The sequence below is a fragment of the Streptomyces sp. NPDC059201 genome (genome assembly GCF_042754585.1).
In the GTDB taxonomy this organism is placed as follows: Bacteria; Actinomycetota; Actinomycetes; order Streptomycetales; family Streptomycetaceae; genus Streptomyces.
The window spans coordinates 70,143-93,907 of sequence record NZ_JBHZBB010000002.1 but is presented as its reverse complement, the minus strand read 5'-3'; the positions used below and the strand labels follow the sequence as shown (position 1 = coordinate 93,907).

At 72.5% G+C, this 23,765-nt stretch carries 14 protein-coding genes and 1 tRNA gene; 7 read left to right on the top strand and 8 right to left on the bottom strand.

Annotated elements, in window-relative coordinates:
* The 4 genes from ACFXMG_RS06305 (at position 1) to ACFXMG_RS06290 (ending at position 7,768) form a co-directional block, all read left to right on the top strand.
* Positions 1-408, top strand: coding sequence for a globin (locus ACFXMG_RS06305; RefSeq protein ID WP_383818762.1), 408 nt, complete (start codon positions 1-3; stop codon positions 406-408).
* A 219-nt stretch (positions 409-627) separates the two neighbouring features.
* Positions 628-3,948 (top strand): ABC transporter permease, encoded by a 3,321-nt coding sequence (locus ACFXMG_RS06300; RefSeq protein WP_383818760.1) that lies wholly within the window; start codon positions 628-630, stop codon positions 3,946-3,948.
* The gene (locus tag ACFXMG_RS06295) at positions 3,948-6,821 is read left to right on the top strand and encodes an FtsX-like permease family protein (RefSeq protein WP_383818758.1); all 2,874 of its coding nucleotides are present in this window, start codon (positions 3,948-3,950) and stop codon (positions 6,819-6,821) included. The genes ACFXMG_RS06300 and ACFXMG_RS06295 overlap by 1 nt, the downstream gene beginning before the upstream one ends.
* On the top strand, positions 6,818-7,768 hold the full coding sequence (locus ACFXMG_RS06290) for an ABC transporter ATP-binding protein (RefSeq protein WP_383818757.1): 951 nt from the start codon (positions 6,818-6,820) through the stop codon (positions 7,766-7,768). The genes ACFXMG_RS06295 and ACFXMG_RS06290 overlap by 4 nt, the downstream gene beginning before the upstream one ends.
* A 34-nt stretch (positions 7,769-7,802) precedes the next feature.
* Here the strand turns inward: ACFXMG_RS06290 and ACFXMG_RS06285 are convergent, their stop codons facing one another.
* From ACFXMG_RS06285 to ACFXMG_RS06255, 7 genes are all read right to left on the bottom strand, one after another.
* Positions 7,803-8,477 (bottom strand): hypothetical protein, encoded by a 675-nt coding sequence (locus ACFXMG_RS06285; RefSeq protein WP_383818755.1) that lies wholly within the window; start codon positions 8,475-8,477, stop codon positions 7,803-7,805.
* Positions 8,474-8,899, bottom strand: coding sequence for an acyl-CoA thioesterase (locus tag ACFXMG_RS06280; protein WP_383818753.1), 426 nt, complete (start codon positions 8,897-8,899; stop codon positions 8,474-8,476). The genes ACFXMG_RS06285 and ACFXMG_RS06280 overlap by 4 nt, the downstream gene beginning before the upstream one ends.
* Positions 8,900-8,906: 7 nt before the next feature.
* On the bottom strand, positions 8,907-10,571 hold the full coding sequence (ettA, locus tag ACFXMG_RS06275; protein ID WP_383818751.1) for an energy-dependent translational throttle protein EttA: 1,665 nt from the start codon (positions 10,569-10,571) through the stop codon (positions 8,907-8,909).
* A gap of 232 nt (positions 10,572-10,803) precedes the next feature.
* Positions 10,804-12,294: a Cys-Gln thioester bond-forming surface protein gene (locus ACFXMG_RS06270; RefSeq protein ID WP_383818750.1), complete on the bottom strand. Its 1,491-nt coding sequence runs from the start codon at positions 12,292-12,294 to the stop codon at positions 10,804-10,806.
* Positions 12,295-12,518: 224 nt separating this feature from the next.
* Positions 12,519-13,052 carry a single-stranded DNA-binding protein gene (locus ACFXMG_RS06265; protein ID WP_383818749.1) on the bottom strand — a complete coding sequence of 178 codons (534 nt, stop codon included), beginning with the start codon at positions 13,050-13,052 and terminating at the stop codon, positions 12,519-12,521.
* Between the two features lie 173 nt (positions 13,053-13,225).
* Entirely contained in the window at positions 13,226-15,145 is a 1,920-nt protein-coding gene (locus tag ACFXMG_RS06260) for a GTPase (protein WP_383818747.1), read from the bottom strand.
* Between the two features lies 1 nt (position 15,146).
* Positions 15,147-16,766, bottom strand: a complete 1,620-nt coding sequence (locus tag ACFXMG_RS06255; RefSeq protein WP_383818745.1) for a dynamin family protein — start codon at positions 16,764-16,766, stop codon at positions 15,147-15,149.
* Positions 16,767-17,065: 299 nt separating this feature from the next.
* Here ACFXMG_RS06255 and ACFXMG_RS06250 point away from each other — a divergent pair.
* Positions 17,066-17,138: transfer RNA gene (locus tag ACFXMG_RS06250), tRNA-Arg, on the top strand.
* A 189-nt stretch (positions 17,139-17,327) separates the two neighbouring features.
* Here ACFXMG_RS06250 and ACFXMG_RS06245 read toward each other — a convergent pair.
* Complete coding sequence (locus ACFXMG_RS06245) at positions 17,328-18,101, bottom strand: DUF317 domain-containing protein (protein ID WP_383818744.1); 774 nt, start codon at positions 18,099-18,101, stop codon at positions 17,328-17,330.
* A 274-nt stretch (positions 18,102-18,375) separates the two neighbouring features.
* Between ACFXMG_RS06245 and ACFXMG_RS06240 the strand changes: the two genes are divergently transcribed.
* Positions 18,376-22,863, top strand: coding sequence for an AAA family ATPase (locus tag ACFXMG_RS06240; protein WP_383818743.1), 4,488 nt, complete (start codon positions 18,376-18,378; stop codon positions 22,861-22,863).
* Positions 22,860-23,726 (top strand): serine peptidase, encoded by an 867-nt coding sequence (locus tag ACFXMG_RS06235; RefSeq protein ID WP_383818741.1) that lies wholly within the window; start codon positions 22,860-22,862, stop codon positions 23,724-23,726. The genes ACFXMG_RS06240 and ACFXMG_RS06235 overlap by 4 nt, the downstream gene beginning before the upstream one ends.
* The last annotated feature ends 39 nt before the right edge of the window (positions 23,727-23,765 follow it).

Here is a 23,765-nt window from a genome sequence, read left to right as displayed (position 1 = left end):
GTGAACGAGATTCCCGGGGACAACGCGGTGCAGGAGCAGACCTTCTACGAGCAGGTCGGCGGCGAGGAGACGTTCCGCCGCCTCGTCCGGCGCTTCTACGAGGGCGTCGCCGAGGACCCGCTGCTCCGCCCGATGTACCCGGAGGAGGACCTCGGCCCCGCCGAGGAGCGGTTCGCCCTCTTCCTCATGCAGTACTGGGGCGGCCCCGGCACCTACAGCGCGCGCCGCGGCCACCCCCGGCTGCGGATGCGCCACGCCCCCTTCACCGTCGACCAGGCCGCGCACGACGCCTGGCTCCGGCACATGCGCGCCGCGATCGACAGCCTGGAGCTCTCGCCGGAGCACGACGCCCAGCTGTGGCGGTACATGACGTACGCCGCCGCCTCGATGATCAACACCGCCGGCTGATCCAGAGCCCGTCCCATCTGGGCAGGTTCAGACCACTCCGTGCCACCGGATGAACACATTCCGGGGACGGATGACCGAATAACGGTCACGATCGCATCAAGGTCCCTGCCCAAGCGGTTTCCAGTACCCCGTGGCCGATGAAAGCATTCCCGGTACGTTTCGAATGTTCGACAGGTGTTCGCCGGAATGCGGACGCGCGTGGAACGGCCAGGGGGATGGGTGACGGGGTTCGTACTTCTGCGCGTCAGGGCTCACCGGCTGCTGCTCGGCGCGGCCTTGCTCGCCGTCGTCCTGACCACGACCGTGCTCGCGACCCTCGCCGGCTTCTCCGGCTCGATCGGGAACGCCGCGCTCCAGGCCGGACTGCGTGACCGCTCGGCCGCCGCCGCGACCCTGCTCGTCTCCGGGCAGGTCCCGGCCGAGCGGCGGGCCTCCGCCGACCAGACCGTCACGGAGAGCGCCCGGCGCGCCTTCGACGGACTGCCCGTCACCGTACGGCGCCTGGAGAGCTCAGGGCCGTACGCGCTCCCCCGCTCGCTCCAGCCCCCCGCGGCCCGCACGGGCGACCCCGACCTGACCCACTTCGCCGCGCTCGACCGCTCCCGCCTCACGCTCGTCCGCGGCGCGTGGCCCTCGGCCGCGCGCACCGGCGGCGTCGTCGAGGCGGCCCTCCCCGAGGAGGCGGCAAAGCGGCTCAAGACCGGTCCGGGCGTCGTCCTCGAACTCACCGACCGGCTCACCGACCGGCGCGTGAAGGTCCGGATCACCGGCGTCTACGAGCCGGCCGACACCACCGACCCGTACTGGCTGCTCGACCCGGCCGGCGGCCGCGGCGTGCGGACCGTCTCCTTCACCACCTACGGGCCGCTGCTCGCCGACCCGGCCGTGCTCGCCTCCGGCACCCTCGCCCTCGGCGAGACCGCGTGGCTCGCCGGCGCCGACTTCTCCCGCCTCGACACCGGCGGCATCGCGTCCCTGCGCGAGGCGGCCACCCGGGAGCCGGAGCGGCTCCTCGCGGACAGCGCCTCCTTCGGGACCACCATCAGCGTCACCACCGGCCTGCCGACCGTCCTGGCGCAGACCGAACGCGCCCTCGCCGTCTCCCGCTCCACCCTCCTCATCGTCGCCGTGCAGCTGGTGATGCTCGCCGCGTACGCGCTGCTGCTCGTCGCCCGGCTGCTGAGCACCGAACGCTCCGGCGAGACCGCGCTGCTGCGCGCCCGCGGCGCCTCCCGGCGCCGGATCGCCGGGCTCGCCGGCGCCGAGGCGCTGCTCCTGGCGCTGCCCGCCGCCCTCGTCGCCCCGCCGCTCTCCGGCCCGCTGACCCGGCTCTTCGCCGAGCGGTCGGCGCTCTCCTCGCTCGGGGTACGGCTCGACACCTCGCCCGGCCTCACCGTCTGGCTGGTCTCCGCGGGCGTGGCGCTGGCCTGCGCCGCCGCGGTCGTCGCCCCCGCGCTCGCCGCCCGGGACGGCGACGCCGTCTCGCTGCGCAAGGCCCGCGGCGGCGGCCTGCCGTGGCCGGTCCGGGCCGGCGCGGACCTCGCGCTGCTGCTGATCGCGGGCATCGCGCTCTGGCAGCTCCAGCGGCAGCCGGAGGCCGCCGCCGACGGCGGCTCGGTCGACCCGGTGCTCGTCGCCGCGCCCGCGCTCGCGCTGCTCGCCGGCACCGTTCTGACCCTGCGTCTGCTGCCGCCCGCCGCCAAGCTGGCCGAGCGGCGCGCCGCGGGCGGCCGGGGCCTGTCGGCCGCGCTGGCCGGCTGGCAGTTCAGCCGCCGCCCGCTGCGCGGCGCCGGTCCCGTGCTGCTGCTGGTCCTCGCGGTGGCCATGGGCATGCTGGCGATCGGGCAGAGCCGTTCCTGGGAGCGGTCGCAGCACGACCAGGCCGACTTCCGGGCCGGTACGCAGATCCGCGTGACGGGCATCGGCCCCGGCGACCCGGACCGGGCCGCGCGGCTCGCCGCCGTCCCCGGCGTCCGCGAGGTCGCGCCGGTCTACCGGACCTACATGGACGTGTCCGGCCACAACGCGACCGTCCTCGCCGCCACCACCGACCGCCTCGCCGACGGCCTGCTGATCCGCGAGGACCTGGCGGGCGGCTCGCCCGCCGCGCTGCTGGACCCGCTCTCGCCGAAGAGCGGCGCGCGGCCGGGCTTCGCCGTGCCGGAGGGCAGCGCCTCGCTCGTCGTCGGACTGCGGAACCAGGCCCCGCGCAGCAGCGGCGCCCTCCGCGTCACCCTCGTCCTGGAGGACGCGTACGGCGTCCCGAACCGGCGGGCGGCGGGCAGCCTGCCCGCCGACGGGGCCACCCACCGGTTCTCCGTCGACCTCGCCGGGCACAGCGGCGGCGGCCTCGTCCTCACCGGCATCGAGGCCGACGGCGAGCTCTTCGAGGGGGACCTGCTCGGGCCGCCCGTCCAGCGCGCCGTCCACGTCGACCTGCTGGGCACCACCGGGTCCGACGGCGAGCTGCGCACCGCCGACCCCGCGCGCGCCCTGACCGCCTGGACCGCGGGCGGCGACCAGACGCTGCGCGGCTCCGCCCAGGACCCGGTGAAGCTGAAGGGCCGGGCCGGTACCCCGGCGGCGGCCGGCCGGGGGACGCCGTACTCCGTCCCGTACGACCTGGAGAACGCCTTCTCCGAGACGTACCCGCCCCTCTCCGAGACCTACGCGGTGCGGCTGGCCGCCCCCCTGGGGAAGCAGGACGGCCTCCTGCCGGGCCTCGCCTCCGAGGCGTTCGCCACCGCGTCCGGCACGAAGCCGGGCGACCGCGTCCAGCTCTCCCTCGGCGGCCGCCGGATCGACGTCGTCGTCACCCGGGTCGTCGAGGACCTGCCGACGACCGGCTCCTCCGGCCGGACCACCGACGCGGAGGCCGCGGGCGGCGTCCCGCAGGACGGCGGGGGCATCCTCGTCGACCTGACGGCCGTCAACCGCTTCCTCGCCGCGACCGACCCGACCGCTCCCGTGGCGCCCACCGAGTGGTGGCTGACCGCCGAGCGCGGCGCGGCCGACACCGTCGCGAAGGCGCTGCGCGAGCGCGCCGACGACGAGCCCGGCGAGATCACCGTCCGCGACGAGCTCGCCGAGGACCTGCTCGGCGACCCGCTCGGCGCGGGCCCCCACACCGCCCTGATGGCGGTGGCCGCGGCCGCCGCCGCGCTGGCCGCCGTCGGCTTCGCGGTCGGCTCGGCCGGATCCGTACGGGAACGGGCCGCCGAGTTCGCGATCCTGCGGGCCATCGGCGCACCGCGCCGCCGCCTCGCCCGGCTCCTCGCCGTCGAACAGGGCGTCCTGATCGCGGTGGGGCTCCTGGTGGGCGTCGCCCTCGGCACCCTGCTGGCCCGGATCGTCGTCCCGCTCGTGGTCCTCACCGGCCGGGCCACCCGGCCCGTGCCGCCCGTCCTGGTCGAACTGCCCCTCGGCGAGGTGGCCCTGCTCCTCGCCGGAGTCGCAGCCCTGCCGCTCGCGGTCGTCGCGGCCATCGCCCTGCGCCGCAACGACCCGGCGGTGTCCCTGCGCCACCAGGGAGACAACTGATGACCGACGCCCCGCGCGAGGAGTCCCGCCCGATGCAGCCCGCAGGCGAGTCCCCCGACCACCGGCCCGCGCCCGCGCCACCGGTGGCGGGCGGGTCCGAGAAGGCCCGCGTCCGGGCTGTCGCGCCCTGGGTGCGCACCCGGCTGCGGGCCGCGCCGGGCGCCGCCGCCGGCCTCGCGCTGCTGGTGTTCGTGACCGCGCTGCTCGCCGCCGCGCTGCCGCGGGTGGTGGACGCGTACGAGACGAAGGGGCTGCGGCACGGCATCCGTACCGCCCCCGCCCACCAGTCCATGGTGGAGGTCACCACTCCGCTGGAGTCGGGCGTCACGGTCTCCCCGGGGACCCTGCGGGAGGACCAGGAGAGGCTGCGCGGGATCCTGCCCGCGCCGCTGGGCACCGACCGGGAACAGACCGTGCACGGCATCCGGACGATGATCCGGATCGAGGGCCTCGACCCGTGGCTGCCGGAGCCGGACAACGAGCCGGTCGAGTTCACCCTCGCCTCGCCCTCGGACCTCGCCTCGCACGCGACCCTGCGCGAGGGCCGGATGCCCGCCGGCACCCCGCAGCGCGCGGAGGCGGCCGTCACCACGGCGACCGCCAAGTCCCTGGGGATCAAGACCGGTTCGGTCGTGCACGTGCCCGGCACCGACGGCAACCCGGTCGCCTTCACCGTCACCGGCATCGTCGAGCCGCGCGACCCCGAGCGGCCGTACTGGGTCGTGGAGCCGCTGCTGAAGGCCGCCGTCCTCGCCCTGAAGCCCTCCCCGACCGAGGTCACGTCCTACTGGCAGGCCGCCCTCCTGGTCTCCCCGGAGTCCGGCTCCGCCCTCACCTCCACCACGGGCACCCCGGAGGCATACTGGCGCTTCCCGCCCACCGACGACCACCTCACCGCCCAGGACGCAGGACCGCTCGCCGCCGCCCTCGACTCGCTGGCCGGCGGCCCCGCCCTCGTCGAGGTCCGCGGGGTCACCGGCCCCACCGGCCGGCTCTCCACCGGCCTGGACGAGGTCCTCGCCGCCTACACGGCGACCGGCGCCGCGATCTCCCCCGTCGTCGCCGTCGCCGTCTTCGGCATCGGAGCCGTCGCGGCAGTGGTCGTCGCCATGACCGGCGGGCTCTTCCTCTCCCGCCGGGACACCGAACTGACCCTGCTGCGGGCCCGCGGCGCCTCCCTGCCCGGCATCGGCTTCCGGCTGCTCGGCGAGACCGCCGCGGTCGCCGTGCCGGCCGCCGCGCTCGGCCTGGCGGCCGCGATCGTCCTGGTCCGCGGCCCGGACACACCGGGAGCCCCGGCCCTGACCGGCTCCGCGCCGCTCCTCCCGTCCGTCCTCGGCGCCGCCCTGGTCGCGCTGATCGCCGCCCTCGTGCTCCCCGTCCGCGCCGTGCTGCGCCACCGCGCGCCCCGGCTGCACGGGGCCCGCGAGGACCTGGTGGACGCCAAGCCGTCGCGGCGCCGCACCGTCGTCGAGCTGACCCTGCTCGTCCTGGCGGCCGGCGCGATCGGCTCGCTGCGGCTGCGCGGCACCTCCGACTCCGGCGACCACCTGGTCAGCGCGGCCCCCGTGCTCGTCGGCGTGATCGCCACGCTGGTGCTCGTCCGCGTCCAGCCGCTGCCGCTGCGCTGGCTGGCCCGACCGGCCCGCCGGATGCGCGGCGTCGTCGGCCCGCTGGCCCTCGCCCGCGCCGGACGCTCCTCGGCCACCGGCGTGCTGCCGCTGCTCGCGCTCGTCCTCGCGCTGACCACGGCCGCCTTCGGCGGCTCGGTCCTCGCCGGGGTCGCCACCGCCCGCGACCGGGCGGCGACGCTCGCCACCGGCGCCGACGCCCGGATCGAGGGCCGCACCGAGGGCGTCCCGCTGCCCGCCGGGCTCGCCGAGGCGGTGCGCGGCACGAAGGGCGTCCGCGAGGCGCAGCCCGTACAGATCGAGTACGGGGTGGCGCTGCCGTCCCCGGTCGCCACCGACCAGCCGATGAGCGCCCCGCTCGTCGCCGTCGACCCGGCCGCCTACGCGGAGCTCGCGCGGCGCACCGACAACGGCGCCTTCGCGGCGGGGCTGCTCGCCCCGACCGGGAAGGGCGGCCCGGAGGCGGTCGGCGACACCGACCGGGTGCTGCCCGCGCTCGCCTCCCCCGACGTCGCCGCCCGCCTCGGCGCCGAGCCGATGCCGCTGATCGCGGCGGCCGGCAGCTTCCACGTGAAGGTGGTCGCCGTACGGGACTCCACCCCGGCGGTACGCGGCGAGGACTTCCTCGTGGTCAACGCCGCCGACATCACCAACCGGCGGCAGAGCGCCGTCCTGGTGAGCGGCGCGCCCGACGGAGCGGCGCTGCGGGCGGCGGTCGCCGCGAAGTCCCGGGACTTCGACGTGACGCTCAGCTCCGAGGCCCGCGGTTCGTACGTGGACTCGCCGCTCCAGTCCGGCGCCGAGGGGCTCTACGCCGCCGCGATCGGCGCGGGCGCCGCCTACGCGGTGGTCGCCGTGCTGCTGTCGCTGACGCGGAGCGGCCCCGAGCGGGCGACGCTGCTGTCCCGGCTGCGGACGATGGGCCTCACGCGCCGGCAGGGGCGCCGGCTGCTCGGCCTGGAGGCGCTGCCGCCGGCGGTCTTCGCCGCGCTCGGCGGGGCGCTGGCCGGCTGGGCGACGGTGCCGCTGCTCGCGCCGGGCATCGACCTGCGCCGGCTGGCGCTCGCCACCGCGGAGGGCGGCGCGGGACTGGCCGGGGTGCCGCTGCGGGCCGACCCGTGGTCGCTGGTGCTGCCGGCCGTGGCCGTGGTCCTCCTGACGGGGGCGGCGGCGGGCGTACAGGCGTGGTGGACGGGGCGGAGGAGCTCGGTGAAGGAACTCAGGGCAGGAGACGCACGATGACGACGACCGCGAACGCGACCCTGGAGGAGCTGGAGCGGCGGGCCAACGCGCACCGCGACCGGCCCTCGTACGGCCACGACGCGCTGATCGCCTGCGACCGCCTGGTGCGGATCTTCACCACCGACGGGGTGGAGGTGCAGGCCCTCCAGGGGCTCGACCTGCTGGTCAAGGAGGGCGAGCTGATGGCCCTGGTCGGGGCGTCCGGCTCGGGCAAGTCGACCCTGATGAACATCCTGGCCGGCCTGGACGTGCCGACCGCCGGAGCGGCCCGGGTCGCCGGCTGCGACCTCCTCGCGATGACCGGCAAGGACCGGCTGCGCTACCGGCGCGAGGTGGTCGGCTTCGTCTGGCAGCAGACCGCCCGCAACCTCCTGCCGTACCTGACCGCCGCCCAGAACGTCGCCCTGCCCATGCAGCTGGCGGGCAGCGGGAAGAAGCGGGCCGAGCGGGCCGAGGAACTGCTCACGATGATGGACATCGCGCACTGCCGGGACCGGCGGCCGCACCAGCTCTCCGGCGGGCAGCAGCAGCGGGTCGCCATCGCCGTGGCCCTCGCCAACGACCCGAAGGTCCTCCTCGCCGACGAGCCGACCGGCGAGCTGGACTCGGCCACCGGCGAGCAGGTCTTCGCCGCCTTCCGCCGGGCCAACGAGGAACTGGGCACGACGATCGTGATCGTCACCCACGACCAGGCGGTCGCCACCGAGGTCCGCCGCACGGTCGCGATCCGCGACGGCCGCACCTCCTCCGAGGTGCTGCGCCGCACGGAGGTCGACGAGAAGGGCCAGGAGTCGCTGGTGGCGCGGGAGTACGCGATGCTCGACCGCGCGGGCCGGCTCCAGCTCCCGGCGGACTACACCCAGGCGCTGGGCATGGAGCACCGCGTCGCCCTGGAACTGGAGCAGGACCACATCGGCGTGTGGCCGGACGGGGATGCGGAGCGGTGAAAGAACCGGCGCATCCCCGTCCGGGGGTGCGCCTTTAGAGGGCCGGGGTGAAGGTGAGGCCCGTGGGGGTCGTGCGGAGGGCGACGGAGCCGTACGGGGTGCGCAGGCGCAGCCACGGTCCGGCGGCCATCAGGACGACCGGCAGCTCCTCCGGGGACTTCCCCGGCGGGAGGAAGCCCAGCGACTGGGCGGCGTGCACGGCCCGCAGGGGCAGGCCGGTCGCGCCGAGGACGCGGGACCAGATCTCGCGGCCGAGGCGGTCGCGCTCGGCGCGGGTGCGCCGCTCCTCGGGCAGTTCCTCGTCGCGGCGGCGGAACTCGGCGACGGCCGCGGCGACCGCCCCGCGCAGTTCCCCGGCGCCCGGCAGGCCCTCGACGGGCCGCCAGCCGGAGCGGGGCGGGAGGACACCGGCCCAGGGCGGGCCGGTGACGGCGCCGGGGACGACGGCCTTGCCGGCCGTCTCCTCGATGCCGTCGAGGAGTTCCCCGGCGGAGACGGTGACGTCGAGGTCGACGGCGTCCACCAGCCGGGCCGTGCGGATCGCGAGGACCTCGAAGGACGGCGGGCGTCCGAACACGGCGAGCGCGCCGCCCCCGGCCTGGAGGCGGACGGCGGCGGCGCGGTCGTAGTGCACCAGCCGGGCCAGGAAGGCGGCGAGGGCCGCCGCCTCCCTGGGGTCGGCGAAGTGCAGCGGGGCGAGCACGGTCATGCGGCGGACGTCATCCCGTCGTCGACGTACTCCTGGAGGAAGCTGCGCTCCTCCTCGGAGATGCGGCGCGGCCGCTGGGCCTCCAGGTCGAAGGGCACGACGACCGTCGAGGCCCGTACGTAGGTGACCTCGGGGTCCTTGATCTCGTACGCGATCGTCAGGGACGCCGCGCCGATCTTCGTGACCCACGACTCGATGGTCACCGGCTCGTGCCGGTGGACCAGCGGGCGGAGGTAGTCGATCTCGTGGCGGGCCACGACGGACCCGCCGGAGAAGGACGGGCTGCCGTCCCCGGGCGCCAGCCGGAACATGAAGTCGATCCGGGCCTCCTCCAGGTAGCGGAGGAAGACCACGTTGTTGACGTGCCCGAAGGCGTCCATGTCCGACCAGCGCAGGGGGCAGCTGTAGAGGTGTCTCGCCACGACCGCCTCAGCCCCGGGTGAGCTTCTTGTACGTGGCGCGGTGCGGACGGGTCGAGTCCACGCCGAGCCGCTCGACCTTGTTCTTCTCGTACGACTCGAAGTTGCCCTCGAACCAGAACCACTTGGACTCGCCCTCGTACGCCAGGATGTGCGTCGCGACCCGGTCCAGGAACCAGCGGTCGTGGGAGACGACCACGGCGCAGCCGGGGAAGTCGAGGAGGGCGTTCTCCAGCGAGGAGAGGGTCTCGACGTCGAGGTCGTTGGTGGGCTCGTCGAGGAGCAGCAGGTTGCCGCCCTGCTTGAGGGTGAGCGCGAGGTTGAGGCGGTTGCGCTCACCGCCGGAGAGCACGCCGGCCGGCTTCTGCTGGTCCGGGCCCTTGAAGCCGAAGGCGGAGACGTAGGCGCGGGACGGCATCTCGACCTGGCCGACGTTGATGTAGTCCAGCTCGTCGGAGACGACGGCCCACAGCGTCTTCTTCGGGTCGATGTTGGCGCGGCCCTGGTCGACGTAGGAGATCTTGACCGTCTCACCGATCTTGATCTCGCCGGAGTCGGGGATCTCCAGGCCCTGGATCATCTTGAAGAGCGTGGTCTTGCCGGCGCCGTTCGGGCCGATCACGCCGACGATGCCGTTGCGGGGCAGGGTGAAGGACAGGTCGTCGATGAGGACCTTGTCGCCGAACGCCTTGGAGAGGTTGTTGACCTCGACGACGACGGAGCCCAGGCGCGGGCCCGGCGGGATCTGGATCTCCTCGAAGTCCAGCTTCCGCATCTTGTCCGCCTCGGCGGCCATCTCCTCGTAGCGGGCGAGACGCGCCTTGGACTTGGCCTGACGCCCCTTGGCGTTCGACCGCACCCACTCGAGCTCTTCCTTGAGGCGCTTCTGGCGCTTCTCGTCCTTCTTGCCCTCGACCTTGAGGCGGGTGGCCTTGTTCTCCAGGTACGTGGAGTAGTTGCCCTCGTACGGGATGGCGCGGCCGCGGTCGAGCTCCAGGATCCACTCGGCCACGTTGTCGAGGAAGTACCGGTCGTGGGTGATGGCCACGACGGTGCCCTTGTACTTGGCGAGGTGCTGCTCCAGCCAGTTCACCGACTCGGCGTCGAGGTGGTTGGTGGGCTCGTCGAGGAGCAGCAGGTCGGGGGCCTCCAGGAGGAGCTTGCAGAGCGCCACGCGGCGCTTCTCGCCACCGGAGAGGTTCTCGACCGGCCAGTCGCCGGGCGGGCAGCCCAGGGCGTCCATGGCCTGCTCCAGCTGGGCGTCCAGGTCCCACGCCTCGGCGTGGTCCAGGTCCTCCTGGAGCTTGCCCATCTCCTCCATGAGCTCGTCCGTGTAGTTCGTGGCCATCTCCTCGGCGATGGCGTTGAACCGGTCGAGCTTGCCCTTGATCTCCGCGACGCCGTCCTCGACGTTCTGGAGGACGGTCTTGGACTCGTCGAGCTTCGGCTCCTGCATGAGGATGCCGACGGAGTAGCCGGGGCTGAGGAAGGCGTCACCGTTGGACGGCTGCTCCAGGCCGGCCATGATCTTCAGAACGGTGGACTTACCGGCACCGTTCGGGCCGACCACACCGATCTTCGCACCGGGCAGGAAGCTCAGCGTCACGTCATCGAGGATGACCTTGTCGCCGTGCGCCTTGCGCGTCTTGCGCATCGTGTAGATGTACTCAGCCAAGAGAAACCGTCCGGCAAAGAGTGAGTGGGCAGATACACCCATCTTGCCGCACCGCCACCCCCAGGCGGAAACCAGTACCGTCCGGCGCCGCCCCCGAGGCCCCGGCCCGTGGACGTGCGACGGCCCCGGACGCGGTGCGTCCGGGGCCGTCCGTCACGGGGTGCGCTCACCCCGTGACGTCAATACCGTGTCGTTCCTGCCGACCGACCTACCGGCCGGCTTGCCGACCGGCTTACTGACCGGCGGCCTTCTTCTTGCGGAGGAAGAACACCGCGCCACCGCCGGCGATGACGAGCGCGACGGCGATGCCGGCGATCATCGGGGTGGCGTTGGAGCTGCCGGTCTCGGCCAGGTCACCGCCGGTGGTGCCGGTGGTGCCGGTGGCGGCGTCCGTGGAGGTGCTGGGCGCCGGGGTCGACGGGCTCGCCGAGGGGGTCTCGGACGGGGTGCCGGTCGACGGGGTCTCCGAGGGGGTCTCCGACGGGGTCTCGGAGGGGGTCTCGGACGGGGTCTCGGTGGACGGCTCCGGGCTCGGGGCGGTCTTGCAGTCCAGGACGCCCTGGAAGGACTTCGAGAAGTTCGGACCCGTGATGGTGAAGTCGTACGCCTCGTCCTCGGCGACCGGGACCGTGACGGTCTTGGTCTCGCCCGGGGCGATGGTGTGCGAGGTGCCCTTCACGTCGAAGGTCCAGGGCTCGTCGCCCTCGTTGGAGGCGGTGATGTCGAGGCCGCCCTTGGCGCAGTTCTCGGCGACGGTGACGGCCGGGACCGCACCCTTCTTCGCCCAGGTCGCGGTGACCTCGGCGCTGACCGAGGACTTGCTGCTGCCCGCGAGGATCAGGGTCTGCTCGTGGCCCTCGACGCTGCCGAAGACGCGGCCGATCGAGACCTCGGTCTCGGTCTGGAGGCCGATCTTGGTCTTGCCGTCGGCGGTGCCGGCGGGGACGTCCAGGAACAGCTCTGCGTTGTTGCCGACGGCGGTGACCGCGTTGCCGGCCTTGTCGACGACCTTGACGCCCGCCGGGGCGTCGGCGGGCAGGGAGATCTTGACCGCGTCGGCGTCGGTGGCGGTGGTGGTCACCGTGAACGGGCCGAGCTTGTCGCCGGCCTTGCCCGCGATGGAGGCGGGGGCGGCGGCCAGGGAGACCTTCGGCTCCTCCTGGTCCGGCGCCTTGGCGGCCTCGGCGACCAGGTACTCGGCGAGCGCCTTGGCCTCCGGGTCCTCCGGGGTCGCCGTGACGTTGTCGGAGTACTTCCAGATCGCGGCCTGGGTACCCGTGGCGGCCTCGTCACCCGACAGGGCGCCCACGCCGGCCTTGCCGGCCAGCGCGTTGAGGTCGTTGACCTGCGGGTAGGAGTTCTGAAGGATCCAGCGGATCTTGCCCGCGTTCGGGTTGTCGTGCAGGGTCGACTTGTCCCAGTCGGTCTCCCTGTACTTCGTACCCGGGTCGGTGGACGTCCACAGGTCGATGCAGTACGCCTGGAGCGTGCCGCCACCGTCGACGGTCAGGTCGAAGAGACCGCCCCGCTGGGTGGAGTTGCCCCGGTCGCTCTCGATCTTGATCGTGCCGGACTCGCTGAGCCCACCGAGCTCAGCGGCGGCGCCGTTGCCGTCCTCGGCCATGGCCGGGCCGGCGAGGGCTATGGCGCTGGAGGCGACCAGACCCGTCACCAGAGTCGCAGCGGCCAGGCGGGCAGCACCGCGCCCACGAACTGAAAACATTGATTTCCCCTCCGGGCGAGTCGCTCCGCGAACGTGGTCCATCCGCGTGGGGGGAGCACCCGCCAGCACACTCACTGACTCGATGGGCTCATGTGCCTCATGAGTACTCGGGAATCCTAGGGAGACGGAAGACCCCGGTCCCCGGTCATACGACGAGATAACCATTCCGTCTCGGAATCGTTATACCTTCGGCGAGTTGGTCGACAAATCCCCACAACACAAGGTCAGGGGGCGGTTACCAGCTGGTGTGCGGCGGTTGTCCAGGGGTCTTTTCCGTCCGATCCCTCCGCTCCGTCCGCCGGGACGAGGCCCCGCCGCTCCTCGCTCTCCGTCAGGTCGCTCGCCGTCAGGTCGCCCTCCCCCGCGCCCGGAGGACCCTGCGCCCCCGGCCTCGGCTCGGTCCGGGTGGTCCTGCGGAAGGCGGAGGTGCCGCGCGTCAGGTCGTGGCCGACGGCGAGCGCGTCGATGTCGACGAAGGTCTTGCGCTGCCCGTCGCGCTCGTCCTCACGGACCTTCAGCCGCCCGTGCACCACGAGCGGTTCCCCCACCGAGACCGAGGCCACGAGATTGGCGCCGAGCGACCGCCAGGCCGAGACCGTGTAGAAGCTGGTCGGGCCGTCCGTCCAGACCGCCCGCTCCCGGTCCCACCGCCGCGCGGTCACCGCGAACCGGAACCGGGCCACCGTCCCGGCCACGGTGTCCCGGAAATCCACCGCCGTCGCCACGTTCCCCACCAGCGTCACCATCGTGTCGTTCATGTCCGTGCCCCTCCCTGAGCCCTGCTGCCGTCCTGGTGGACACCATGCTGGCGGGGCGGCGAAAAGCCCGCCGTCGCCTGTGGACGACCGACGGGCTGTGGACAACTCGCCCACCCGGGAGGGTGATGGGTGGGGGAATGTACGGAGGCTGGGTCGCCCCCCCGGCGGAACCGTCAGCGGATACGGGCTCCCGCCCGCGTCGCGCCCAGCCGCAGGGCGCCGCCGCCCCGGCCGCCACCGCCCCCGCGGCCGCCCGCGCCGACGATCCGGGGCGAGGGTCGGGGCCCGGCCACCTTCGCGTACTGCTCGCGCACCTCGCGGTAGCGCAGCAGTTCGGCCGAGACGGGGTCGAGGACCCGGGCCCGTCCGCAGGCGGCGGCCGCCTCGGCGAGCTTGCGTTCGGCCTCCTGCCCGTACCGCCGGGCCGGTCCCTTCACGGCGCTCTCGCAGGCCCACTCGATCAGCGGTCCGCCCGCGATCCCGCCCACCATGATCAGGACCGGGGGCAGCAGCCCGGGTTCCACGAGGCCCACGATCTGGGCGACCAGCCACAGGGCGCCGAAGAGCTGAAGGAGCGTCATCAGGGCCTGGGCGAGGACGGCGGCAGGCCACCAGGCGGGGCGGGGCGGCCTGGCGGCCGGGTCGCCGAGGGTGACGGTCAGCTCGTCCAGCGCCTCGGGCAGCCCCTCGGCGCCGCGCGTGGCGGCCTCCCGTACCGCGTGGGCCCAGGGCGCGGGCAGCCCGCGCGACGCCTCGTCGGCGACGATCCGTACCGCCTGCTCGACGCGCTGCCGGGCGGTCAGTTCGTCCTCGACGGGAGCCGCGAGCCGGGGATCGGTGGAGCCGTGCCAGCGCTTGCGCTCGTACCAGCGGTGGAGCCGCAGCCAGGGCGAGCCGCAGGCGCGGATGGCGCCGCGCCGCCAGACCCGCTCGGCGGCCTCGCCCGCAGCCTGGGCGCCGACGGCGACGGCGAGCCGGCCCGCGAACTCCTCGCGGCTCCGCTCCCCGAGCCCCGTCCGCGCGTCGGCGACGTAGGCGGGCCGCAGCTTGGCCGCGGCGGCGTCGATGTCGGCGGCGATGCGCCGCTCGGGCGCGGTGCGTTCCTGGACGAAACGGGCGAGGAGTTCGCGGAGTTCGGCCACGCCCTCGCCGGTGAGGGCGGAGACGGGCAGGACGGTGGCGCCGGGCTCGCCGTGCTCGCCGAGCGCCATGCCGTCCTCGTCGAGGAGCCGGCGCAGGTCGTCGAGGACGAGCTCGGCGGCCTCGGGGCCGAGCCGGTCGACCTGGTTGAGCACGACGAAGGTGACCTCGGCGTGGCCGGCGAGCGGCCGCAGGTACCGCTCGTGGAGGGCCGCGTCGGCGTACTTCTCCGGGTCGACCACCCAGATGACGGCGTCGACCAGGCCGAGCGCCCGGTCGACCTGGTCGCGGTGGGCGGTGACGGCCGAGTCGTGGTCGGGCAGGTCGATGAGGACGAGCGGCGCCAGCTCGGCGTCGGCCGCCCCGCCCGCGAGGGGGCGGCGGCGCAGCCGCCCGGGCACGCCCAGCCGGTCGAGGAGCCCGGCGGCCCCCTCCGACCAGGTGAGGGCGAGCGGCGCGGAGGTGGTCGGCCGGCGCAGCCCGGTCTCGGAGACGGCGACGCCGGCGAGGGCGTTGAAGAGGGTGGACTTGCCGCTGCCGGTGGCGCCCGCGAGGGCGACGACGGTGTGCCGGGAGGAGAGCCGCTGCCGGGCGGCGGCCTCGTCCAGCACCCGTCCGGCCTCGGCGAGGGCGGCGCTCTCGACCCGCGTACGGGAGAGCCCGACGAGCTCGTGGAGGGCGTCGAGCCGGGACCGCAGCCCGCCCCCGTAACTCCCCCCGAACCCCCGCGCGTCCTCGGCGTCCTTGGCGGCGGCTCCGCCCTCGGCCCCCGCTTCCCCTTCCCCTTCCCCGATGAACGACGCGTCGGGCACGCTCCGCTGGGCGGCCCGCCGGGCGATCAACCCGTCGTCCCACCGCACCTGGGCCTGGCCGCGGTCCTGGTCCTGGCCCGGTCGGCTCTCGTTGTCCCGGTCCCGCTCACGGTCGGTCTTCTCCGGCGGCTTCTCGGCCACGTCACTTCTCCTTCTGGAGTACGGAGAGCGCGGCGATCAGCTCCGCCTGCGGCTCGGGGGTGACGTCGAGGGCGTCGAGGGGCGCGAGGCGCCGGTCGCGCTCGGCGTGCAGGACGCGGTCGACGTGGGTGAGGACGAGGTCGCCGCCCTTGTCGCGCAGGCGCAGCGCGGCCTGGGCGCCGAGGAGTTCGGCGAGGCGCTCGCCGGCGGGGCGGGCGCGGCGGCCGCCGAGGAGGGAGGCGGCGAGCAGGGCGGCGACGGTCTCGGCGTCGGGCAGGGCGGCGCGGGCGGCCCCGCGCCCGGCGGGCTTCTCCACGCTCCGCACCTCCTCCTCGGCCAGTTCCTCCAGGACCCGGCGCCAGCGGCGTACCTCCAGGCCGACCCGTTCGGCGACCTGGCGGTCGCCGCCGGCGGGGACGGCGCGGAGGGCTCCGGCGGCCGGTTCGCGGCGGTGGGCGTCGCGGATGCCCTCCTCGGCGGCGGAGACGGAGCAGTGGAGGAGGGCGGCGAGGGATTCGGTGAGCGCGTCGAGGAGTTCCTCGGCGGTGCTGTCGCGGGGGTACGCGCGCCAGCGTGCGCGCGCGTCCCCGGCCAGTACGGCGCCCTTTCCGAGCTCCTTGCGCACGCGCGCGCCCTGCCGGCGGTAGGCGGCCTCGACGGCGCCGCCGAGGCGTACGGCGGCGGCGTACTGCGCGGCGACGGCGCCGGCCAGCTCGGGGAGGCGGGCGTCGAGGGAGTCGATGACGCCGGAGGCGGTGCGGGAGACGGCCTGCTGGCGGGCGGCGGGGTCCTCGGCGCGGTGCGCGAGCCACGCCCGGAGCGGGGCGACGGCGCTCTCGGGCAGCAGCCCGCTCCCGCCGCCGGTGGACTCGGGCAGCTCGGGGATGGTGAACCGGGGTACGTCCCCGAGCCCGGCCTTGTCGAGCAGCGCCTCGTACTGCCGGGAGACCTCGCCGATGACCTGGTGGGGCACCCGGTCGAGGACGGTGACGAGGGTGGCGTCGTACTCCTTGGCGGTACGGAGCAGGTGCCAGGGGACGGCGTCGGCGTACCGGGACGCGGTGGTGACCATCACCCAGATGTCGGCGGCGCACATCAACTCGGCGGCGAGGAGCCGGTTCTCGACGATGAGGGAGTCGATGTCCGGGGCGTCGAGGAGGGCGAGCCCGCGGGGCACGGTGGCGGCGGTCTCGACCCGCAGCGCGTTGTCCTCGGCCTCGATCGCCTCGGCCGGGTGGTCCTCGTCGGCCTGCGGCAGCCATACGCGGGTGAGCTGCGGCAGCACGCGCAGCCCGGCGAACCAGTGGTGGTCCTCCGGGTGGCAGACGAGCACCGGCGTCCGGGTGGTCGGCCGCAGCACCCCCGCCTCGCTCACCCGCCGCCCGACGATCGAGTTCACGAGCGTCGACTTCCCGGCCCCCGTCGACCCGCCCACGACGGCGAGCAGCGGCGCGTCGGGGTCTTTCAGCCGCGGTACGAGGTAGTCGTCGAGCTGCGCCAGCAGCTCGGCCCGCGTCTGCCGGGCGCGCGGCACGTCGGGAAGGGGAAGGGGAAGACGCACGGCCGCGACTCGGTCGCGCAGGGCGGAGAGTGCGTCGATCAGCTGAGGCCGTTCGTCCAAGGTCACCACATGCGAAGAATGCCCAATTTGTGAGCGTTTTTGAAGCGTATGGCGGCCCTGCGCGCCGAAGAAGAGGAGGTCGCTCGTTACCCCGGGCATAACGAGTGCACAACACCCGCCGCACACGGTGCGAAAAGCGCTGCGCGAATCGCACCTGCCTGCGATTATCGGTTCGCTTCACCGAACCTCCACATCGTGCCACGCAGGTGAAGCACCAGGGCCGAGCCGCCAGGACCCCTATCCTTGTCCCGGCAGCCCCACCCCACCCACCCGGGCCACCAGGCCCACGGCCACCACCGGCCCCCGTAGCTCAGCGGATAGAGCAGGTGCCTTCTAAGCACTTGGCCGCAGGTTCGAGTCCTGCCGGGGGCGCGCAAGCGAAGACCCTCCTTCGGGAGGGTCTTTTTGCTGGTCAGGGGCCGTTTTCGGTCAGCGGAGGAGGTGCCGGCCAGGGCGCCTCCGATGGCTGGATCTGTCCGGCTGGATTCGGTCAGAGACGGCCCTTGGCGGCTGGATTTCCCGAAAACTTCCCGAAGTTTCGGGGCCGCCCGCTGCCCTGCCTCACTCCGGTCCGCGTGCTTTTCGCTGCCGTTGGGTCCCCGGGTGGATGACGGTGAGCTGCCCTTCGACTCCGGCGGGCAGGATTGAGCGCTGCACAGGGTGTGGCGCGGCGAGCGAGGAGGCGAAGATCGCGACCAGGTCATGCGGCGTACTGCCGCTGAAGGCCGCACACCACAGGTAGGCATCACCGACGCGGGGTTCGGCCCACGCCTGCCAGCCGAGTCTCCCAGGCCGCGGGTCGGCATCGCGAACGAGTGAAGGCACTTCCTCCAGGGAGATTCCAGCCGTGAGTCCGGGGGCAAGAGCGGCGGTGCGCGGACGGTCGATGTCGCGGGCCCAGCCCTGGGCGCAGACAGCCGCCAGGACAGCCTCTGGGCTGTCGAAGCAGAAGGCCGGATCCGTGCGGGCGTCGAGAGCGAGAAGGAAGTCGGTCAGGGTCTCGTGGGGGGCGCCGGCGGTGAAGTACGCGTTCCATTCCGGCAGGGTGCTGTCGGGATGCGACCGGGCGGAGATCTGCCAGGCAACCGGAAGGTCTCCCAGTTCGAACGAGCAGGCGGCGCGCGTCCACTCGGCGCCGCACAGCCCGTTGGCGCTCGTATAGAGGAGGGTGTCGCGGGCGGTCGGCCACATCCGCCAGCCTGCGGCGGCGAGGACCGCGCCGGCCTGGTCAGCCAGGGCATCGTCATCGCCCGCCAGGTGGCGAGGAGTGACCCAGTACGGAGGTTCGGGAAGACGGGAATCGCTGGAGTGTTGGGGGTACAGGGGCGCCTCCACGTGGTCGAGGGCTCGGGCGGTCGTCCACGTTGACATAGCCCGAGGGCCGTGACCAGTCCTTTCGTGCTCCTCCCTGTCTGCCTCGGGCGAACCGTGTCCTTTGTCATCCAATTGAGACGCTTGACAGCGAACCCAGCCGTTTCGGCTTATCTGACAGTGAATCTAGTCGTGAGGGGCAACCAGCCTCGATCCCGATAGCCTGGAGACCGAATCGTACGGGCACGGGGGGATGATGGTTCGAGCACTTCTGCTCGGGGTGGGGGCCTTTGAGAACGTGGCCGACGGCGAGTGGAGCCCCACGTCGGAGGGGTTGTCTCCGCTGCCGTCGGTTGAACCGCAGGTGCGTGAACTCGCCGTGGTGCTCTCGCGCTTCGACGGACTGAACGTCAGTGAACCGGTGATCGACGCGGACCGGGTCAGCGTCGAGGAGAGCTGGCGGCACCTGCGGCACGATTCGTTGGGCCGGCCGCGCATCGTTCACTTTGCCGGTCACGGGATCTCTCGTGGCCGGGTCTTGTACCTGCCCGTGCACGACAGCAGTCCGGCCGACCTCCCGGAGTCGGCGATCGATGTCGGCCGATGGCTGAACGAGGTCGAGCACGGCTCCGACCAGTCGCCCGTCCTGTTCCTGCTCGATGTTTGCGGTGCAGGGGCCGCGACGGACTACCAGCTGTTCCAGGACGTTCCTGAGGACGACCGAAGGACCTGGGTGATTGCGGCCTGCACGGCGGACGAGAGCGCCTTCGACGCGCGGTTCACCAAGGCCACGGCCCAGGCGCTGGAGCGGCTCCGCTTGGGGCACTGGGATATCTCTCCGGCGCTGTCCCACGTGCCGGTGGAGGTTGTCGCTGACGAGATCGCGCGGGAGCTGGTCCGCCTTGGCGAGGGGTATCCGCAGACCGTGATGCACTCGCCACGCCGAGCCGCCTCGTTGCCGGTACCGGAGTTCTTCGCCAACCCGGCGTTTAGCACTGACGGCTGGCAGCGGCTTCGGAGCCGACTCCGGTTGGCAGTTCGGGAGCTCGCGGCGGAGTTCGACCCCGGTCTGGACCCCGTGCACTTCCTCACCCGGGCGTCCGGCCGCCTGGACGACGCCTCTGCGATTACCGGCTGCCTTTTCACTGGGCGAACCCGTGAGCTGACCCGGATTCGCTCCTGGTTGGCGAGCGACGAACCCCTGTTGCTTGTCACCGGAAGCCCTGGGGCCGGAAAGTCGGCGCTGCTGGGGGTGACGGTCTTCCTGTCTCACCACCAGCTCGCTGAGCTGAGCACCGTACTGGTCGGCCGCATTCCTGCTCAGTACCGCCCGGAGCGTCGGTACCCGACTCTTGCCGCGGTCCATGCCCGGCACCGGAGCATGGACGAGGTGATCGCTTCGATCACGGTTCAGCTGACTCCCGAGGACGCGGAGCCGGCCGTCGCTAGCAGCGAGCAAGCTCTGGACGAGCTCAAACGCATCGCCCAGGACCTGCCAGAACCGGTGGTACTTATCCTCGATGCCGTTGACGAAGCCCTGGAGAGCGGCCGTATCGTCCGCGATCTGCTACCTGAGCTCCTAGGCACGCTCCGCTCTGACGGCCGCTCCGCCTTCCGGGCGCTCGTGGGGATGCGCCCGCCGCAGACGGACGGCCACCAATTCTGGGAGGGGCCCGGTACCCACGGGATGGTGCTCGACCTGGACACCTCCTCCGGTGTCGAGAACCTCGCGGACGACCTCACGACCTACATCGCCGACATCCTGTACAGCGCACCCGGTTACAGCGACCAGGCCCTTCGTGAGTCCGTAGCCCGTGCGGTGGCTACCTCGATCGCTCATAGCCCCGATCGCAGCACTTTCCTCGTCGCAGCACTCTTCGCCGACTTCCTGCGAAGCGGTGTAACCCTGAATCCCGCCGAGGCGGTCGCCCGACTGCCGCAGAGCCTGCCGGACCTGCTCGAACTACACCTGCGGGCCACACTGGACGGCGACCCGTGGATGCGGCACTTGATGGTGGGGCTGGCACAAGCGCGGGGGCAGGGTATGCCGCTGGAGCTTGTGGCCGCAGCGGCTACCGCTGCCGCCATGGCCGCGGGTCAGGAGCTCCGCCCGCTGACGCCGGGCGAGGCCCGCGAGAAGCTGGCTACCGCCCGTTTCTATCTGCGGACGAACATCGACGCGGACGGACGTCAGCTCTACCGGTTCTTCCACGAGACGGTCACCGAGCACTTCCGTGACGCAGGGGCCGAACTCGACGGGCTCGCCGACACGCTCTTCCACGAGCTGTTGTCGGCCGTCCCCGGGCGGTGGGCCGCTGAGGGGCCTCGGTGGGACCTCGCCGCACCGTATCTCCTGCGACACCTTATGGAGCATGCCGTCGCTGTACCGGGCGGATCTGCGGTCGACCCCTTGTTCCTGGACCCGGAGTACCTAGTCCGCGCCGACCACAGCAGCATCTGGGAGGCCGTCCACAGGACGAGGGCCCCGGCGGCGCGGCGAGCCGGGGTCGCGTACCGGACGGCCTTCGGTCGCTTCGATATCGGCGGCCTCTTTGGCCAGCGCATGCCGTTGGAGACGCGTCGTGCCAGGCTTCAGCAGAGCCTGGCGACCTACCAGGCAGCCGGGCTCGCACGCCGTCTCCACGACGAACAGGCCGCGCTCCGCACGCAGTGGAGCACGGGCCTGCCTGAGGAGTCCCTGCTGCACGTTATCGGCGAGGACGAGTTGGGCGCCACGGTGTCAGCCCTGGCCCTGGGCTCCGTCGGTCGACGGCTTCTCGCTGTTTTCGCCGGCACCGACGGCTCCCTCCAGGCATGGGACATCACGCCGAGCCCCGACGACGCGTTCCGGTACTTCTCGGCTCCCCGGACAAACGAGGGTGCCATCACCCAGGTGGTGATCGCGGATCTGGATGAGCGGGCGGTCATTGCCTTGGTTACTGACCAGAACGTACTGCAGCTGTACGACCTCGCGACGAGTGCGCTCGTCGCCGACACGCGCATCGACGGCGCGAGGGTCTCAGCCCTGGCGGTCGTCGGCACCGGGGACGAAACGGCTCTTGCAGTCGGTCGGGTCAGTGGCGAGATCAGCCTGGTCGGCCTGCTGGGCGAGTCGTTCGGCAGGATCCTCGACACCGTCGAAGCCGGGGACGCCGCCATCGGTTCGCTGCTCGGCGTGGAGTCCACAGACGGCTCCCTCGCCTTCCACTACGTTTCCGCCGAGCCCCACGGACATGGGCCGAAGGTGCTGCGGAATCTGAACAAGCGGCCCGTCACCATCTCATCGGAGGGACCGCTCCAGGAGGTACGGATCCAGCCCATTAACGTGCGCACCCCGCTGTTCTCCCTCATCGCCTACCACCCCAGCATGTATGCGGTGAGGGGGAACGGTGAGACCGTCCACGTCGTCACGGGGGCCAAAGACCGCGGGCTGACACTCGCAGACATCCGTCATGTCGGCCGCTTTCAGCTCGCGCTGACCGCCCATCGCGACGGCAACATGCGGGTGTGGGACCTGGACGTTTGCCCGCGGTTCGGTCACGGCCAAAACCACTGGCACCCCGCCACAATTCTCGGCTCCATGCGGCTCGGCGGCTCAGAGCTCGCCATCAGCGCTGAACTCGCGTCTGGCGAGATCAAGGTTTGGGACCTGAGCACCGGCGCCGAAGCTCACGAACTGACCGACGTAGGCGGGCTGAGCCATGCCGCCACCGTGACAGCTGGCGACGTGTCCTACGTAATCACGGTGACCACGGAGAACGAGCTCGACACCTGGAATGTCCGTGAGGATGCCCTGGAATCGACGGTCCGCCTCCCCGACCCGGCCACCGCGTTGGCCGCTGTGCCGCACGGCGATTCGGTATGGGCCATGGTTGGCGGTGCCGACGGCAGTATCCACGTGTGGGACACAAGCAAGGAGTCGCCTTCCCACGTCCTCTCCGGCGTGGAGGGGCCGGTCACGGAGCTGGTCGCGGGCGACGTAGGCGGCGAGTCTCTCCTGATCAGCGTCCACAACGAACGCAGGGTCTGTCTCTGGTCCCTGGCTGACAGCACCCTGCGACAATCGATCACGCTGGACCGGATCGGAGCGATCGCGATGCTAGGCGGGCGCCTGTTCGCTGCCGAGCAATCGTCGGACGTCGATCAGGTGCGGGTCTGGGACCTTGTGACGGCCTCACTCGTGGGCTCCGTCCCCGTGGCCGGCCCTCGGGTGGTGACTATCAGCCAAGTGAACGGCAGGCCGGTACTCGTGGCCGCTGTCAGTGAGGCAGAGGTCCAGGCATGGGATGCCGAATCCGGCGATCCACTCGGAGCACCGGCCCCAGTGCCGGATCGCGTGCACACGATCGCCCCCTACGAGGGTGGCGTGCTGATAGGCAGCAAGGCCGGCCATGTCACGGCCCTCGCCTGGGCCTGCTCCGCAGCGGCGTCGGCACTCCGACCGACGCGGCCGACCGTCCACGTCACCCACGTCCTGGCTTGGTTGCCGGGCGAACTGCTATGCGGCGATGCCCGCGCAGACGGATGGGAGTTGTACACCGTCAGCGAGTGGGAGGGAGGACTGCCGCCTTCCTTCGGCCTGGTCTACGCTCGCCCCGTCACTGCGACGACGGCCGAACTCCACGAAGCTCTCGTTGACGTACTGAAGCCCGATGGATTTGACGTCGTGTGGCTGGAGGCACACTGGTACGAGATAAGCAAGGTCGACGGCGTGACCACCGGTGGCCCGTGGCGATTCCCGGCGTACTCCGTTCATTGTTACCCGGAGCAAGGAGCAGAGCAGTGACGATCGTCGCAGTGCACGGCATCGGCAACCACCTGAGCGGCCGCTCGCCGGAACAGGCGGCCACCGAGCTAGCAGGGCAGTGGCAGCTCAAACTTCAGCATGGCTTCAAGGCCGCTGGATTGGACGACCACCGGCTCCCTGCCCTGCACGCCGCGTACTACGCTCACCACACCCACGCCGCGGAGCGGCAGGCTGTCATGCCGGATGTACTCGCCCTCGACGAACGAGAAGAGTCCGTCGTCATCGCCTGGGCGCTGGCCCTAGGTTCACCCAACCTCCAGGAACGGCAAGGACTGATTACTGCACCACTGCGGCAGGTCCTGTCCTGGGTTTCCCGACGCCGCAACCTTCCCATCGGGACGGTCATTCGGCTTGCCGTCCAGCTGGCGGGCGAGGTCCGCCGCTATCTCCACGTTCCGCAGGTACGGGCTGCCGCCCTATCTACCGTGGCCGAGTCGATCCGACGGGTGCACCCCCGCGTGGTGCTGGCGCACTCCCTCGGTTCCGTCGTCGCGTACGAGGCTCTCCATGCTCACCCAGAACTGACCGTGGACTGCTTCGTGACCTTGGGCTCTCCCCTTGGCCTGCCGAGCGGGATTTTCGATCACCTGGTGCCCGCGCCAATCGCCGATCGGGGTGCCCGACCTGCCGGGGTCCGCTACTGGGTGAACCTCGCCGACACAGGGGACCTGGTGGCGATTCCTCATCGGCTTGGCGACCGATTCCCCGTTGACCAGCACGCCGACACACCGATTGGCCGTATCGACTTCCACACCTTCGGAGCGTACTTGTCCTCCCCGCTTACCGCTGCAGCGATATCTCCCTTCGTCCGCAACCCGACAATCCCGGACCAGATCGCCTGAGATTCTGGCAGTGCGCGTCGTCTCAGATGATCCGTCGTC

Bases quoted from the DNA above. Each gene is read 5' to 3' on its own strand.
- ACFXMG_RS06285 (WP_383818755.1), bottom strand. From the start codon at position 8,477: ATGACCGTGCTCGCCCCGCTGCACTTCGCCGACCCCAGGGAGGCGGCG.
- ACFXMG_RS06270 (WP_383818750.1), bottom strand. From the start codon at position 12,294: ATGTTTTCAGTTCGTGGGCGCGGTGCTGCCCGCCTGGCCGCTGCGACT.
- ACFXMG_RS06295 (WP_383818758.1), top strand. From the start codon at position 3,948: ATGACCGACGCCCCGCGCGAGGAGTCCCGCCCGATGCAGCCCGCAGGC.
- ACFXMG_RS06265 (WP_383818749.1), bottom strand. From the start codon at position 13,052: ATGAACGACACGATGGTGACGCTGGTGGGGAACGTGGCGACGGCGGTG.
- ACFXMG_RS06290 (WP_383818757.1), top strand. From the start codon at position 6,818: ATGACGACGACCGCGAACGCGACCCTGGAGGAGCTGGAGCGGCGGGCC.